This is a genomic window from Psychrobacter cibarius (assembly GCF_016107535.1).
Lineage (GTDB): Bacteria > Pseudomonadota > Gammaproteobacteria > Pseudomonadales > Moraxellaceae > Psychrobacter > Psychrobacter cibarius.
In genome coordinates, this window is sequence record NZ_JABASQ010000024.1 from 1 (window position 1) to 17,584 (window position 17,584).

The following is a 17,584-nucleotide window of genomic DNA, read 5'->3' on the forward strand; positions in this document are numbered from 1 at the left end:
GTCATAATCTTTTTACTTTTCGCTTGTTTTAAAACTAATGTACCACTTTTATAAAGGCTCTACTATATCATAAAAAAGTTATATCAATAACCAACGACTGCCGCATCAACGATACGCGGATCAGACGAGCCATAGACACCATTTGGGGTAATCATAATCGACTGGGTTGAGCCCATGGCTGATTTTGGACTGACCGTATGACCCATTGATTCAAGCTTTTTAACCGTATCAATATTCAGTGCTTTTTCGACCCGAATCTCATCAGGCAGCCATTGGTCATGGATACGCGGTGCGTGAGTGGCTTCAGCGATATTCATATCATGATCGATGACGTTCGAGATTATTTGGGTGACAGTGGTAATGATGCGGCTACCACCAGGGCTACCCGTGACGATATATGGTTTACTGTCTTTAAAGACCAGTGTCGGACTCATAGAAGATAATGGGCGTTTATTGGCTTCAACGGCATTTGCTTCACCGCCCAATAATCCATAACCATTAGGCACACCCGGTTTGGCAGAAAAATCATCCATCTCATTATTGAGCAATATCCCCGTACCTTCAGCGACAAGACCTGTGCCATAAGAAAAGTTCAGCGTATAAGTATTGGCTATTGCATTGCCATCTTTATCAACGATAGAGAAATGCGTGGTCTGATCACTCTCATAGGGTAGAGGGTTGTTGGCTTTGATGGTAGACGCTGGCGTGGCTTTGTCTGGATTGATTAAGGTGCGCAGTTTATCCGCATAAGCCTGAGAAACTAAACCGCTGGCAGGCACATCGATAAAGTCAGAATCACCTAAATACTCTGAGCGATCCGCATAAGCCAACTGCATTGCTTCAGCCATTAAATGAATGGTTTGCGCACTGTTTTGCCCATAGTCTTTTAGCGGATAACCTTCCAAAATGTTTAAAATTTGCACAATATGAATACCACCAGAAGACGGCGGTGGCATCGAGACAATCTCATAACCACGATAATCGCCTTTGACTGGCTCGCGGGCTATGGCTTCATAGTTGGCTAAATCCTGTAAGCTCATGCTACCGCCAGCCTCATTGACCGCTTTGACCAACTTACTTGCGGTTTCTCCTTTATAGAATCCATCGGCGCCTTTTGCGGCAATCAGCTTAAGCGATTTTGCCAATTCAGGCTGTTTTAAGCGCTCACCGGGTTGATAGGCGCTGCCATCATGTTTAAAGAATACCTTTTTGGTGCTTGGCCATTTTTGCATGCGATCGCTTAATGCTGTGAGTGACTCAGACAGACCTGCTGTGACTTCTATACCGTCCTCAGCCAGTGCAATCGCTGGTGCCATCACTTGTCCTCGGCTCATGGTGCCATGATCTTCTAATGCTTTAAGTAATCCTGCGACCGTTCCCGGTACGCCAACTGCTAGACCGTGATAACGAGACAAGTCGCTGACCGCATTGCCATCCTCATCGAGATACATATCACGCGAGGCGCTACTCGGTGCTTTTTCACGGTAATCGAGTGCCACCGTTTTGCCTTGCTTGGCATCATAAATCATCATAAATCCACCACCGCCAATGTTGCCTGCGCGCGGCAAAGTTACTGCTAAGGCAAAGCCAACGGCGACTCCAGCATCAACCGCATTACCACCGTCTTTTAAAATCTTGAGTCCAATATCAGAGGCGAGGGCTTCTTGGGTGGCGACCATGCCGTTTTTTGCCCAAACAGGGTGGTGAATCGCATCTTCAGAATAGATGGCTTGATCGGCATTGGCATTGTTAATCGTGGAAGTGAGGGTAGTGGTTTTGGCTCTTGTCACACGCTGAGTTTCAGATATTACAGTAGGATTATCAGCCATAATCGCGAGATTGATGGCGCTAGTGTTAATCGATGTTTGGTTGATAGTAGTTGATTGATTGGTTGTCGGCTCAAGCGCGTGAGCAGATAGTGATACTAAAAATGTGCTACTGATTAACAAAATAGCCGCTTTAATATTTGCTCTACTTTGAGGATTATTGTCAGCAGTGCGTATGTTGTTTTTTGATATCGAGGTTGGCATTGTAAAGTCCTTTTTACTTGAGCGAGAAAGCCATAGTGAGAAAGTTGTTTTGTATAAAAAAATCTAAGTATTTTCTTAATAAATAGGTTCTAATTTTACTAAATTGTAACGCATTGTGATATAAATAACGGTACTAATGTACACTAATTATAGACTGGCTATTTATACAAAGAGATTACTATGTCATCAAATCATATTAATAATCATAATCGACAGCGCTACTCTGAGATGACGAGTCATCATTCGTCTATCAATAATAACGACCATGTATCTCAGGTAGGTAAATTGACGTCTATCGCCTTGCTGGTTGGCACTACGTCTCTGGCTCTTTTGGGCTGTCAATCAAGCCCAGCGGTATCGTCGACTGCGGCATCAAAAAGTATGATTGATTTTAGTACCGCCGATAGTGCACAGAGCCAAGCACAAGGACGCGCATTTAATGCCAGCCTCACAGCCAAATCTGAGCGTTATCAGCAATTATTTGACCAAGAAAAATATCCCAATACTGACAATCAAGCAAAGTCACATTTACTGGCAGCTATTCGTCAGCATCTGGCAACAGAACACGTAGCAGTCTCGCAAGCCAATTATCAAGCCGTTCCTTTTATTGCTCCAGACAGCATTGATGCAGGCTCTAGTAGCTTGCTTAGAACAATTATAGAAGCCTATGCTTATAAGCCTGACGGTGACTATGATGAAAGTGATTATGAGGACAGGCAAACTGAGGCTATGGCAGAGTTAGCAGCGGTAAGTGCAGAGTCGAATAAATGCAATGACAATGAGGACGATGACGCTTATGAAGTCTGTGTTGTAGAGGATGTTAACTATGACGAAAACGGTTATAGTCGCAGTGACTATCAATCAGAGAGTTACGGCGAAGGGAACTATGACACCGATGATTATGAATCAGACAGTGCTTTTTCAAAGTTATCAAAATTAAACCCAAAAAGCATGATAGAGCAGTATGAAGCCATACAAACGGCTAAACAACAACCAGAGGATGTAGAACAAGGTAGCCAATCAGCAACATCTACGGGCGTCATTGGTCAAATGCTGAGTATGTTCCATCGCACGCCTGAACAGATAGCCGCGTCAAATGCTTATCAATATCAAAATTTAACGTTCAATAGTGTCAGTCAGTACAAACCCAAACAGCGACAACTGCAAAGCGTCTATAGCTATGATTATGTGACACCAACGATTAGCTCATCTATACAGATACCGCTAGCGTTCGATTTTAACCATAGTACAGTTACGGTAGACCCATCAGCAATCATGCCTATTGTGGCATTGGTTAATCCTGAAAACACCCCTTTACCTAACCAAATGACCTCACATACTGTTAGTTTTGGGTTGCCTGAGAGTATTACCGCGCAGCTGCCGCCAGCAGTGCTTTACGATGCCGCCATTGCTGCCGTACAGAGCAGCATGGCAGAGCTAGCGTCTGAGCACTTTAGCGCGGTAGATATTCGCAGTGATGCTTTTGCTAAAGAAGTCGGTGCGAGCCGAGCGGTAAAAGTCTATTTCGGCAGCAAGCAAAGCGGTGAGATGATTGGCAAAACCCTAAAATACATGACAAATTCGCTACAGGATTATGTCGATGCCAATCCACAGAAATATCCTGATGGCGCTATGCTAAAAACCGCGCTTGCGAAAGTGCAGCTATACAATAAAGGCTACCAAAGTGCGGATGTAGGTTCGCTTTTGCAGCTAATTGAAGCCATAGGTCCAATCTCTTTTAATCAGATAAATTACTATTATTTAGATAGCGCCGATCGCCTGCTTGCTAAGCAGCAGCGGGTAAATATCGGTGGTGACTTGATGGGTTCGACAACCAGCGTGCTGAATCAAGTACGCTATGATAAAAGCAGTTTTAGTAAACATGCACTAACGCCTTTATTGGCTGAGTCTTTTGGCGCAAATGCTAAAACTGCTATCGATGGCAATGCATGGATGGCAGAGCAGCGTCAACAAAAAGACAGACTGCAAACGGCACGTGATGCCCGCTATGACTATAGTGGGAGCAGGGATGATGACTATGGTAGCGATTATGCAGATGGTGATAGCGGCTATGATGCAGCAGAATATGACAGTGCTGATAGTCAAGATGACACTGGTATTGAAGACGATGCTGACAACAGGGTAGATGATCAATAACGCTATCTTGTCATGTTCAAGCCCATATTTATTAAGGATAAAAAATGAAAAAATCACATCAAATCATTGCAAGTCGTCTTTCGTCAGCGAGCCTTGCGTCAGTTCTTAATGGCAATCGCCTATTTGCTGGTGCATTGGTAACAGGGGCACTATTATTAACGGGCTGCCAATCTACCAGTCTTGACCAATCTAATGCTATGACTGCCAAGCAAACGCCAGTGGCAGCAAAGACAGCGTTGGCGACTGCGTTACAGAAACAGCGCCGACAGTCTTTTAGTTACCATAGCAATCTGGAGATCAGTAACGAGCAGCAGTTTAGCGATATAAATATGGAAATAGATGCCAAAGCGCCAGTCGCCTCAGTTTATATCGATGAATACTGCGAAGACACACACGATCAAGCGTATGCCACCTTAATTACCCAAGCAGAAGCGCAAAATAAAGATATTTTGGCGGCAGATTATGATGCTCAGCGAACGGTGCTCAAAGACACTTATCTTGAGTGTACGGATGCCTATGAGGCATGGGTAGAGAGTAAATATGATAGTGAAATCAATGTGCCAGCGTTTTACCAACAGTTATTTGACAATTACGACGACCGATCGACAGCGCAAGATATCAAAAAAGCAAAGTTGCTAGATGCTTATGTGCTAAAGCCGCTGTCTATCAATGCGCAAGGTGTTTATCAGCCAATGGTTGGCAAGGCGACGATGCTGGCGAGCGTGCAGTATCAAGCACGCAACCATCAAAGCAGTGTTAATCAGCCAATTTATCTGGATTTGAAAAACGGTAATATTTATCTATGGGCAGATAATTTTGCGATGTTTAATTCAGAACTGTTAGATGACAAGCTCGGCATAAAGTGGCGCAATAAGTGGTTAAAGTTGGCCATTGATGACGGCACCTTACCCAAAGGCTTTGGTAGTGAGTTGATAAAAAGCCACTTTGCAGCCTTAGACGCCACATTTGATGCCGCACCGATTAGCCAGTTTGATTATGTCGCCCCTAATACGCTAGCCTCGCTCTCTCCCAAGCTGCCCGCGCATCAGCTACCAGCAATGCTGGCAAGTAACCAAGTTATTCGCCGTGTACAAAGCGCTGAGAGTTATGAGCAGTTTTATCAAGATTATATGCGCATCGTCTACGAGCGGATGAGTCAGCGATATCCAGAACTGGTCAAAGAAAGCGCGGCTGACGAGGCAAGCGACACAAATGCTAGGAAATTTACCAGTAAAGCGTTGGCGCAGCAAATATTGGCAATGATAAAAAGTGACATAGATAGTGATGTGGATAGTGGCAGTGAGACAATAGAGGAAACAATGGCAGAGGCAAAAGAAAAGACGGCAGAAAGTGCAATGCTATCAAATGCAGAGACGCAAGAGTTGTATGGATTTGATAAGCGTGGTCAGCTCAAATGGCAGCATCTGCGCAGTGAGCTTCCGAGTGAAACTACTTCTAATAATATGGTCATAGATGTTTTGCAGCAGTATTCCGCTGTAAGCGCCAAAAACATGGCATTTCCCAATTTACCAAGTGATGTACAAGTGCCTAATGCCAGTAATAGTATTGATGTGCGCGAGTATGGCAGCGAGTTGATGCAGTATTATCGTGATGGCAATGGTACTGCGATGGGCAAAATGATGTTTAGTGTCATGCCAATGGCTAAAGAGAAGTTGGGTTCGGTTGATTAGAGTAATGTTTTTATGTTTTAAATTGCTATGTTCTGAAACTTCAAAAATTGAATGATATTGATATTAAAAAAGGAAGGTTATGAAAAAGTTTTTAGTAGGATTTATTTTCACTATAGTTGCATGTGGATCTGCCCAAGCAGGATGTATTGGTAGCTCATCTTTTTCTACATGTTCTGATGCAAGTGGAAATTCATATACAAATAACAGAGTAGGAAATACAACATATACATCTGGCTATAATAGTAGTACGGGAAGCAGTTGGAACCAAAATACTAATAGAATTGGTGATACCTCTTATACTAATGGTGCTAGTGCTGATGGGAGTTCTTGGAACAAAACTTCTCGCCAGATTGGGTCTTATACTTACCATAATGGTAGCGATAGTGATGGAAATAGTTTTAATTACTCATGCAACCAGTTTGGTTGTAATTAATTATATAAAGAAAAATTTTGAAAACTAAAAAGCGCACCGTTTATACGATGCGCTTTTTTATGTGTTAATAATCAGTCTTATAGGACATTCAGCATGAATGCAAAATAGTCTATTAATGACGAATTACATGCCTTGATGTGGTTTGCCATGCATTTTACCGTGCTCTGAGCCTTTATGACCTTTCGCCATTTTTTCAGCTTTTAATGTAGCAAGTTTTGCTCGTTGCTCAGCAGTCAATATTTGAGAGATAGCATGTTGAGTCTGTACTCGCTCAATGAAGCGTTGCTTGGTTTTAGCCGCTTGCTGATCAGCTAAGCGATTGACTGCTGCTGTATTTAGAGTGCTGGCATTGGTCAATGCTTGCATTTGTTGCTGCATTTGCGCCCGTTCCAATTTGTTTTTTGTACGGTCAGCTTTACGATCGCCGTGTTGTGCTTGCATGATGGCTTTGATTTGCGCTTGTTGCGTTGCTGTTAGATCTAGTTGCGACATTGGACCTCTCATGCCGCCTTTTTTCATACCACCTTTTTTCATGCCATCTTTATGCTGCATTTTACTGGTCGTTGGTGTGGTATCAGTGGTTGCATTAACACTGGTACAAGCTGTTACGGTGAAAATGCTAGACATTGCTAATACTGAGCCCATTAATAATTTTTTCATCATCGTTACCTTAATTTATGGTGCATACGTTATTGGTTGCGAAAAAGTCAGTTTTTATCTGATCAGCTTATGAACAGTAAGTGCCCCGGATAGCCACTATCCATCACAGCTTGTTATCAGTATTTGTCGCTGATAGACGCTATATTACGACAGTTAGAGGTTACGAACATTTATGAAGTATTAAGAAAGGTAACGTTTATAGCGAATCCATAAGCAATTGACTGATAATATGGCTCATAAAGCGATCTAACGCTTAAGGAGAAAGATGTGCCACACATACTACTAGGCGATGATGACGAAGAATTGACCCAATTGTTACAAGAATACTTGCACAATCATGGGGTGACATGCGACTGCGTTCACGATGGTGAGGCTGTCATACATAAACTCAAAACTGCGAGCAATAATGTGCTTAATGGTACTGCTGCTTACGACCTGTTAGTGCTAGATATTATGATGCCAAAAATCGATGGATTGAGTGTCTTGCGTCAATTACCCAATATCAGTGATATCCCTGTCATTATGCTGACGGCAAAAGGGGAGGAGATTGATCGTATCATTGGGCTTGAACTTGGTGCTGATGATTATATTACCAAACCCTGCAATCCTAGAGAGCTGCTGGCACGTATCAATGCCGTCATCAAACGCACCAGCGCAGCGACATCAGAGCATACGCCGCTACCAGAGAGTCGTTTGCATCTGGATCAAAACCAGCGGCTTTGTCAGATAGATGGCATAGAACTACAAGTGACGGGGACAGAGTTTGATTTGTTGGTTGCGCTACTGAAACAAAAAGGCGAGGTGGTGAGCAAAGCCTGGCTGTCAGAGCATGTTTTACAACGTGAATTACAGCCGTTCGACCGTAGCCTTGATGTGCATGTCTCGCGATTGCGCAAAAAATTCCAACCTTTTCATGATGAGCCGATCAAAGCGGTTCGTGGTAAAGGCTATCAGCTGGTATTGTAATGACGGACTCATCGATGAACGCTTCCAAGAAAGCTATTAACCATAAAACGCTTAAGCAAACCCCAAAGTTTAAAGTGCGAATCACACTATTTTGGCGTTTGTTTCTAAGTCTATTATTAACAATTATAATCACCTCTATTTTATCGATCATGGTGGAGCGTTGGCTGGTCGAAAAAGCACTAACGGTTCGCATGAACGTACAAACTGATAGTTTATTGATTAAGCGTCAAGAAATGGTTGAGGCATTAAGAGCGGGTGATTTAAGTACAGTTAAGCAGATGTATCGTCAGGACCGTCAACTCATGAATCAGATAAGTGTTTACGATGAAGAAGGGGCGATTATATTTCCGCGTTATCGCAATAGAGATGAGCGTAGGCAAAAAGGTATGCAGGGTAGTCGGCGTGAAGTAGGGCAACCATCAATGCAATCAATGGCAGCTCAGCCCAATGTGGACAATAACAGGATTAATAGTCACGATGATAATAATAAAATGTCGAATGATAAGTCATCATTCTTAAACCATATTCTGCAACCGATGATGCCAAATAGCGCTACGCTAGCTGATTTCGACAGTCGCCCTGAGCTGGCTGATGTGACGGTCGTCTTACCAGATGAGCAGTCTGTCATTATACAATTACGTCCGCATTTGCGTTTTGCTGATGTTATGGCGCTGCAACGTGGCAATTTTCCCATACGTTTGCTATTTATTCTCGTTTTTAGCGTCTTGGTTTGTATTTGGCTGAGCCGTACAATGACTCAGCGTATCCGCCGTGTACAAAATACCGTACACCGTCTGATTGATGGCGATTATCAGACCCACCCAGACCTATCAAAAATGGGAGATGATGAGCTTGGTTTACTCGCAAAAGACGTGGCTAAACTATCAAAACGGTTGGCTGAGAGTGAGCTGGCACGCAAACAGATGCTCAGTGATATCTCGCACGAGCTACGATCGCCACTGGCGCGTCTAGACGTTGCGACTGAGCTGACTCGCGACTTTGCACCGAATGCCAGTCGTTATCTCGACCGTATAGATAAAGAGTCGGCGCGGATGAATGAGTTGATTGAGCAAATCATTCATATTCAATCTCTACAAATGCAGCAATATACCATCGACAATATAGAAAACGAAGCGGTTGATATTTCTGACATCATTAGTGAAATTGGACAAGACGTTTGCTTTGAGTTTCAGCATAAAAATGTGCGTTGGCAATGGCAGCCGAGTCATGCATTGGTGGCAGACGCTTCATCTACCACTGATTCAACAACGCCTTGGACTGTGCTTGGCAACCAAGAACAGCTGCATAGTGCGCTTGAAAATGTCATTCGTAATGCTTTTATGCATACGGCCTCTGATTCAACAGTCATTGCTGACATTAAAAAAGTGGAGATGGAAGGCAATAAGCCTGCACTTCAAATCAGCATCACAGACGAGGGTGGTGGCATCGCGGATAAGGACTTGGCGCGTATTTTTCAGCCCTTTGTACGGCTTGACTCGGCTCGCCATCGTGAAACGGGGGGGTATGGTTTGGGGCTGGCAATCGTTCATGCCGTGGTAATGGCACACAAGGGTCAGATTCATGTCTATAATCGCCAAGATGATATCCAAGGGCTGGTGATGCAAATAACATTGCCTGTTAACTCTGAAGGGGACTAAGAGCAGCATAAAGTGGCGAACACGCGCTTAAAACATCTCTAAAGTGTGTGTATAAGCGTGTGTTTTATTAAGTTTCAAAGCGGATTATTTCAAAAAAGTGGGAGCATTCAATATAAGCAAGGAGCAAAAAACATCTGTATATTCATTTTTTGTTATATAATTGGATGAGCGGTAATAAATGCCCGATGAGCGGCATTGTCTCTCTCTATATATTCGGTAATACTAATATATAGAGAGAGCGATTAGGGCTTTTCAAGATAAAAAGTGTTAGTTGTTGGTTAACAAGATAAATGATGAACAAAAAACATTTAATCGTTATCCGCCGATAACGTGTTTTATTTTGTGATATCGACTCTCTGCAAGATGGATATTATCTTTGATTTTTAAATCTGACCAGTCTGTAAGGGAGTGCACACTATGAACCGCATCTATAAAGTAATATGGAATGAAGCCTTGAGCTGTTTTACCGCAGTTGGTGAATATGCAAAGGGGCGCGGCAAATCTTCCAAATCTAGCGTGAGCGCAAACGCGACCATCAATACGACTTCTAATCTTTCTTCTACCCAATTTTTCCGACTATCCACGATCGCCATAGGGATGCTGGCGGCTGGATTTACAATGTCACCGCAAGCTTTTGCGCAAGTGAATGTCGGCGGTGGTACGGGATCTGGTACGGCAATTTCTTCTTGTAATACAAACAGTACTGAAGCGAATGCTGAAGGCAGCTATTCGGTTGCCATTGGCTGTGAAGCGGACGCTGGGCAAAACTTCAATCTGGTCGATAGAGGCAATCCGTCATTTACTTGGACGGGTGGTTCACAAAACAACTCTGGTAGTACCGCCATTGGCACTGGGACAGAAGCCGGTGACGTCGCTACTGCTCTAGGCACTCAAGCAAAAGCCATTGGTCGGTCATCTGTGGCAATTGGGGCGGCAGCGTATTCTAATGGGAATACCTCGTTAGCGCTTGGACGTCAATCGGCAGCGACTGCTGACTTTGCTCAGGCTATTGGTAACGTCTCCTCAGCAACGGGTCAAGGCTCTCTTGCTGTTGGTCATTCAGCACTTGCCTCAGGCAAACGTGGTATTGCGATTGGTTCAACTGATTTTGAAAATGCAGGTACAGTGGCTGATCAAGCAAATGTAGGTTATAGAGCGGATGGACAGACTCAAGCAGTTGGCAGTGATACGATTGCCTTTGGTAGTAATGCAAAAGCGACTGCTGATAACAGCCTTGCTTTTGGTGTCGGCTCTCGATCTAACGCAGTAAATGGCATCGCATTAGGTTCAAACTCTATTGCAAATCGTGCTGGTGGTGCCAGTGGTTTTGTGCCAGTAGGAGCAGATAGCTCAGTCATCCAAGCAACGGATAGCGTTACGCTTGGCGCGGTCTCTGTAGGAACAGGAGCAGCGGGTGGCAACCGTCAGATTGTAAACGTCGCAGCAGGTAGTAGTGACAGTGATGCTGTCAATGTGGCTCAGCTAACGGGGCTGTCGAATACTGTCGCTAATAATAAAACCAAGTATTATAGCGTGGACTCAGCTGCTGTCGGTAATGCTAATAACGACGGAGCGACAGGTTATAACGCCATGGCGCTGGGCGGAAATGCAAAAGCCACTGGTAGCCAAACCATTGCGATTGGCAGCTCAGAATTTGGGCAACAGACGATGGCAAGTGGTGAGCAATCGATTGCTATCGGTGCTAACGTCGTGTCTAGAGGGGCATCCTCGATCGCGATAGGCGGTGATGATCTAGATTTTGCATCGAGAACCAATATCGATGGTAGTCCATTGTCACCACTAAATAGTGGCACAGTTAACGATGTTTTCAAATCCTACGTAGGTAAAGATCTGGTAGAAACCAATCAATATGATGTCAATACCGAAGCTGGAGGTGCTGCCTCGATAGCCATTGGTGCAAAATCGCTGTCTAAAGGTGATCTGTCTACAGCCGTTGGTGTTCATTCCAATACCTCGGGAACGGCTTCTTCAGCGTTCGGTGTTGGCGCATCAGCGAGCAAAGATGGTTCAGTCTCTTTAGGTGCAGGCTCAACAACAGCAACAAGTGCAAGCTCTGAAAAGACGATGACAGTTGGTGGCGTGGTATATGATATCGCCGGTAATGTCATTGATGATAAGGGTATGTTACGAGAGGGTGCGCAAGTATCCGTGGGCGTAGTAGGATCTGAGCGTCAGATCAAAAACGTCGCTGGTGGAGCTGTCACTGCGGCTAGTACAGATGCCGTGAATGGTAGTCAATTATATGCGACCAATGAAGCGGTCGGAAATAATACCACGACTATTAACAAAGGCTTTGCATTAAAAGCCGCTGATGGTAATACAGTACAGAAACCATTGGGACAAGCCGTTGAGGTGGTTGGCTCTAACAGCAACATCGACACCCGAGTAAAAAATGGCAAAATCGAAGTTGAGCTCAATGACAACTTAAACCTAGGTACAACAGGCAGCGTTAGCACTGGCAACTTATTAAACGGCACAACGGTCAATGGTCTAGGTATTGTCACTGGAGGAGTACTTACTGGCGTCACTACCGTTAGTGGTACAGGTGTCACGGTAACGGGTGGAAGCATATTTAACCCTACCAATGCCACGTTAACCAGTAATGGTCTGACCATTTTAAATGGTCCAAGCATCACCAAAAGCGGGGTCAATGCGGGTAATAAGAAGGTCGTCAATGTTTCTAATGGTACGGTCAGTCTAAATAGCAAAGACGCCATCAATGGTGGTCAGTTATTTAATACCAACCAACAAGTCACGACCAATACTAACAACATCTCAACCAATACCACCAATATTGGCATCAACACTGACAATATTGCTAAAGGCATCAAGTTTAATGTGAATGATGCAAGTAGCGGTGGCACTCTCAAAAAAACTTTCGCCTTGGGTGAAGAAATTAAGTTTGATACAGACAGCAATTTAACCACCACTGGCTTATCAACGGGTGATGGAATCAAACTTGGTTTAGCCAACAACTTAACAGGTCTGGATAGTGCAAGCTTTAATAGCGGCGTTAGTATCTCATCTACTGGTATCAATGCTGGTGATAAAGTCATCTCAGGAGTGGCTAGCGGTGGCACAACAGAAACCAATGCGGCGAATATTGGTGATTTGAATAGTGCCATTACTGGTGTATCCACCTCAGGCTTTGCATTAAAAGCTGCTGATGGTAACACAGTACAGAAACCATTGGGACAAGCCGTTGAGGTGGTTGGCTCTAACAGCAACATCGACACCCGAGTAAAAAATGGCAAAATCGAAGTTGAGCTCAATGACAACTTAAACCTAGGTACAACAGGCAGCGTTAGCACTGGCAACTTATTAAACGGCACAACGGTCAATGGTCTAGGTATTGTCACTGGCGGCGTGCTTACTGGCGTCACTACCGTTAGTGGTGCAGGTGTTACAGTAACGGGTGGAAGCATATTTAACCCTACCAATGCCACGTTAACCAGCAATGGTCTGACCATTTTAAATGGTCCAAGCATCACCAAAAGCGGGGTCAATGCGGGTAATAAGAGAGTTATTAACGTTGATGATGGGGTTAACGCAAAAGATGCGGTGAATTTTAGTCAGCTAGAAACGACTAATACTAATGTCACGACCAATACTAACAACATCTCAACCAATACCACCAATATTGGTACCAACACTGACAATATTGCTAAAGGCATCAAGTTTAATGTGAATGATGCAAGCAGCGGCGGTACTCTCAAAAAAACCTTTGCCTTGGGTGAAGAAATTAAGTTTGATACAGACAGCAATTTAACCACCACTGGCTTATCAACGGGCGATGGAATTGCTCTCGGTCTGTCTCCAACTTTAACGGGCCTCACTAGTGCAGATTTTGGTGGTGTTAGTATCTCTACTACTGGTATCAATGCCAACGACACCCAGATCAAGGGAGTAAAAAGCGGTGGTAATACGGAAACCAATGCAGCAAACATCGGTGATGTACAGATGGCAGCCGCAGGAGCGAGAACCAAAGTAGTTAAAGGTACGAATGTTGCCAGTGTTGACTTTTCAAACGATAGCGATACTGGACAGGATGTCTATACTGTCAATGCCAATGGCACCAGTGTTTCTACTGCAGATGCTAATGCACTAACAGTTAGCACTAGTGTCAAAGATCCTGATACCAATATCACCGACTATCAAGTTGATCTAAGCGAAGGTAGTAAGGCAAGCTTGGTAAAAGCCGATAGTGCGATGCAAACGGTAGTGACACAAATCAATGGTGCTGATGTCAAGACTTTGGATAAAGACAATAATACAGCCAACTTTATTACTGGTGACAATATTGTCTTGACCGCTGACAATGGTGGTATCAAAGTTGCTACTGCTGCCGATTTAGTCTCAACCAGCTTGACCACAGGAACTACAGTCGTCAACGCTGATGGTGTCACATTCACGGGTGGGACTAATCAAACGGTCAGACTTAGTAATAGTGGGCTGGACAATGGTGGCAATCAAATTACTAATGTCGCTAACGGTACAATAGCCAGCGATGCCGTAAACTTTGGTCAACTACAAGCCACGACCACGACCATCGATAAAGGTTTTGATTTCGATGGTGACACGGGTACTACCGTTAATCGTCAGCTTGGTGACAAGCTGACAATCAAAGGTGGCGCGACCGTGGCAAGTGACTTGTCAAATGGCAACAACATTGGCGTCGTTGCTGACGGTACCAGCACATTGACCGTGAAACTTGCGAAAGATTTAACTGGTCTTAACAGCGCAAACTTTGGTAGCGGTGTCAGCATCTCAGCCAATGGTCTGAACAATGGTGGCAATAAAATTACTAACGTTGCAGAAGCGACCACAGGTAAGGATGCGGTAAACTTCGACCAATTGTCAGCAACCAATAGTCTCGTGGCCAAAGGCATCAAAATCGGTGATGGCAATAGTGCCAACGACCAGCAGTTTGCTTTAGGTGATACCATCAACGTCACTGGTGATAGCAACATTACGACGATGGCCTCAGCAACGGGTGTTCAGGTGAAACTGAATAACCAGTTGAATTTAGGCAATGAGGGTAGCATGCAGATTGGTAATAGCATTATGAATAGTAATGGCTTTACCTTTACTGGTAATGGTCCCGGTAGAACGGTTAGACTGAGCAGTAGTGGTCTTGACAATGGTTTTAACAGAATCACCAATGTAGCTGCTGGTATTGCAGATACAGATGCAGCGACTGTCGGACAGTTGAACGCCACGACGTTTGCCCTTGATCAAGGTTGGGGACTAACGGCTCAGGGTGATGTTGCCACTATGATCAAACAAGGCAGCGCCATCGATTTGAACAGTACAGATGGTAATATTAAAGTATCTAGATCAGCGGACAATAATGTTAGCCCTGACCTACGTGCTGCTGCACCATTGGCAGGCGTCAATGACATTAGCTTCGATTTAAATCCAGACCTGAATTTAGATAGCGTAACGACGGGTAATACCATTATGAATAACAATGGGCTGACTATTACAGGTGGACCTAGTATCACCAAAGCGGGTATCAATGCTGCTGACACTAAGATTACAAACGTTGTGAATGGCGATGTCTCTGAAGGTAGCAAAGATGCCATCAATGGTGGTCAGCTCTATGCACAAGGCAGTGGCATCAGTAGTATCATTGGCGGTGAGACAGTCTACAATCCTGTAGATGGTACCTTTACCAATAGTAATATTGGTGGTACTGGTCAAAATAGTATCGACGGTGCGATTGCTTCTATTAAGCAAGGAGAAGTCGTTATCAATGAAAACATCCAAGCCAACACTACCAATATCCAAACCAATACCACGAATATTGCCACGAATAAAACAAACATCGATACTAATACGACCAATATCAAAGTGAACAAGGATAAAATAGATGCGGGTCTCAATTTTGGTGCTGATAGCGGTGCTACCATCAACAAACCAGTAGGCGATGGCAGTGTCCTCACCTTCACAGGTGGTAATAACATCACCACAACAGCAGCAGGCAGTAGTATTAAGTTTGATCTAAACGGTAATATTAATATCGATAGCGTCAAAACTGGCAATACGACAATCAATAATAATGGTGTCAGCATTGTCGGTGGTCCTAGTATGACCGCAAGCGGTATCAATGCCGCTGGCAACAAGATCACTGATGTGGCTGATGGCATGGCACCCAGAGACGCTGTGAATATGGGTCAATTAGATGCTGTTAGTCAAAGACTTGGCAACAACATGAATGAGCTAGGTTATAAAATTGGTGAAGTCGAAGACGATGCAAATGCTGGTATCTCAGCCGCCATGGCAATGTCTTCACTACCGCAAGCTTACATCGCTGGTAAATCCTTAATCGGTGGCGGTATAGGAACGTACAATGGGGAAAGTGCAGTTGCTATTGGCTTCTCGAAGTTATCCAATGATGGTCGTTGGGTCATGAAGGTAAACGGCACCGCTGATACCCAAGGTAATGCTGGCGGCTCGATTGGTGCAGGCTTCCATTTTGATTAAAGCAATCAAGCCTACTATCAAGTAAAGTGATTTGTTAGTTATAAAAATTAGTCATAAAAAAGCAAGGCATCAGATGTCTTGCTTTTTTGTAACATGAGCATGAAGACGTTTTCAGCGTGATGATTTGGTAGTCACTATTTGGTAGTCACCAAATGACTTTTACCAATGATTTGTTTTTCTTTGGCTCAATAGCCAATCGATAAAAAGCCCTCATTCTATGAGGGCTTATTTATTTTTATAAAAGCAATTCTATACTCTGAACATGGCTGCATTTGGGGTCAATCCGACATAAGCCATGCCAGCTTGCTCCATCCAATGTGGCTGCACGATACCATGTTGTAAAATAGCATGAATGTCTCGATGCGCTCTTTCTATTCTATGTTTTTTATATAGCGAGACCGTACCAGCGACCGCATAAATTTCCGATACCATGGCTCTGGCTTCTCTCGCTGCTTCACAGGCTGCTGCCCACACATCAGCCAGCTGTGTATCGGTAAAGGTGTTCTGTTGCTGTGCTTCGTTCCATAATACCTCGACACTATTGTGTAACTGTGCGCGCTTAGACGCTAATAAGGTTTTGCTTTTAGCGATAGTCGCTTGTACTGCTGCACGATCACGCAAATCTGGGCTTCTACCGGGCGTTACTTTCTTAAGGCAAATTTCGATTAACTCATCTGTCGCCGCTTTTAAGACACCCAGTGCCATCGCTGCACAGCCAACGGCATTAATACAACCGATTGGTAGGCGGCTATACGCATTATCGATGGCGACAGGGCTATCAAAATCGACCGCATAACGCTCCTGCACAAACGCGTCTTTGATGACGATGTCGTGACTGCCTGTACCATTTAGTCCACCAACATGCCAAGTATCAATCACTTCCACATCTTTTTTTGGAATAAAGAACAGCTTTAAATTTGCACCCGGTCCAAGGGTCGTAGGCGAGCCTTCGGATATTACCAAGCAGCGCAGCACAAACCAGTCTGCCAATTCACAACCTGATACTAATGTCCATTGACCTGAGACCGTATATCCTTCAGCGGTTTGTTTAGCAATCCCTTCAGGGCGTGCAGAGTTGGCATAGACATGAGAGGGGTCACTGTATATCTCTTTCATACTAGGCTCGTCTAAAAATCGTCCAAATGTGCAGGCCAAATGGTTGTTCCAAACGATCCAAGCAACTGAGGCTTCAGCACTGGCTAGCGTCTCATAAACCTTTAACGTTTCCACAGGATTGCCTTGCCATCCTCCCAACGATTTTGGCAGTCCCATCCTAAATAACGACAACTCTGACAGTTTTTTGACCACTGTCGGTGCAATTTTTCTACAGGTTTCTGTTTCTTCTCTAGCCGATAGGGCTAAATCATAAATATCTTGAGCGGCATGGGATGGTAGAGCGTCTTTGTTATTTGATAGATGTGTATAACTCATAATATCCAACCTTATTTTAATGTATAAAACAGTATGTTTATCTAAAATTAA

The 17,584-nt window shown here is 44.0% G+C and carries 9 protein-coding genes; 6 read left to right on the top strand and 3 right to left on the bottom strand.

Annotated features, from left to right (window positions below):
* Positions 1-83: 83 nt before the first annotated feature.
* Complete coding sequence (gene ggt / locus JFC08_RS11570; protein ID WP_227697751.1) at positions 84-2,030, bottom strand: gamma-glutamyltransferase; 1,947 nt, start codon at positions 2,028-2,030, stop codon at positions 84-86.
* 180 nt (positions 2,031-2,210) lie between these two features.
* On the opposite strand from ggt, the gene JFC08_RS11575 reads away from it, so the two are divergent.
* The 3 genes from JFC08_RS11575 to JFC08_RS11585 all read left to right on the top strand — a co-directional run bounded on the left by JFC08_RS11575 (position 2,211) and on the right by JFC08_RS11585 (position 6,311).
* Positions 2,211-4,187 (top strand): hypothetical protein, encoded by a 1,977-nt coding sequence (locus JFC08_RS11575; protein ID WP_198330799.1) that lies wholly within the window; start codon positions 2,211-2,213, stop codon positions 4,185-4,187.
* Positions 4,188-4,231: 44 nt separating this feature from the next.
* Positions 4,232-5,878 (top strand): hypothetical protein, encoded by a 1,647-nt coding sequence (locus tag JFC08_RS11580; protein WP_198330800.1) that lies wholly within the window; start codon positions 4,232-4,234, stop codon positions 5,876-5,878.
* 79 nt (positions 5,879-5,957) lie between these two features.
* Complete coding sequence (locus JFC08_RS11585; protein WP_087945579.1) at positions 5,958-6,311, top strand: hypothetical protein; 354 nt, start codon at positions 5,958-5,960, stop codon at positions 6,309-6,311.
* Positions 6,312-6,434: 123 nt separating this feature from the next.
* Here the strand turns inward: JFC08_RS11585 and JFC08_RS11590 are convergent, their stop codons facing one another.
* Positions 6,435-6,971 (bottom strand): Spy/CpxP family protein refolding chaperone, encoded by a 537-nt coding sequence (locus JFC08_RS11590; protein WP_198330801.1) that lies wholly within the window; start codon positions 6,969-6,971, stop codon positions 6,435-6,437.
* 267 nt (positions 6,972-7,238) lie between these two features.
* On the opposite strand from JFC08_RS11590, the gene JFC08_RS14010 reads away from it, so the two are divergent.
* The 3 genes from JFC08_RS14010 to JFC08_RS11605 all read left to right on the top strand — a co-directional run bounded on the left by JFC08_RS14010 (position 7,239) and on the right by JFC08_RS11605 (position 16,102).
* Positions 7,239-7,937 carry a response regulator transcription factor gene (locus tag JFC08_RS14010; protein ID WP_198330802.1) on the top strand — a complete coding sequence of 233 codons (699 nt, stop codon included), beginning with the start codon at positions 7,239-7,241 and terminating at the stop codon, positions 7,935-7,937.
* A gap of 14 nt (positions 7,938-7,951) precedes the next feature.
* Complete coding sequence (locus tag JFC08_RS11600; protein WP_227675977.1) at positions 7,952-9,595, top strand: sensor histidine kinase; 1,644 nt, start codon at positions 7,952-7,954, stop codon at positions 9,593-9,595.
* 417 nt (positions 9,596-10,012) lie between these two features.
* Positions 10,013-16,102, top strand: a complete 6,090-nt coding sequence (locus JFC08_RS11605) for a YadA-like family protein (RefSeq protein ID WP_198330804.1) — start codon at positions 10,013-10,015, stop codon at positions 16,100-16,102.
* Positions 16,103-16,351: 249 nt separating this feature from the next.
* On the opposite strand, the gene JFC08_RS11610 is transcribed toward JFC08_RS11605, so the two are convergent.
* Positions 16,352-17,533, bottom strand: coding sequence for an acyl-CoA dehydrogenase family protein (locus JFC08_RS11610; RefSeq protein WP_198330805.1), 1,182 nt, complete (start codon positions 17,531-17,533; stop codon positions 16,352-16,354).
* Positions 17,534-17,584 lie beyond the last annotated feature (51 nt).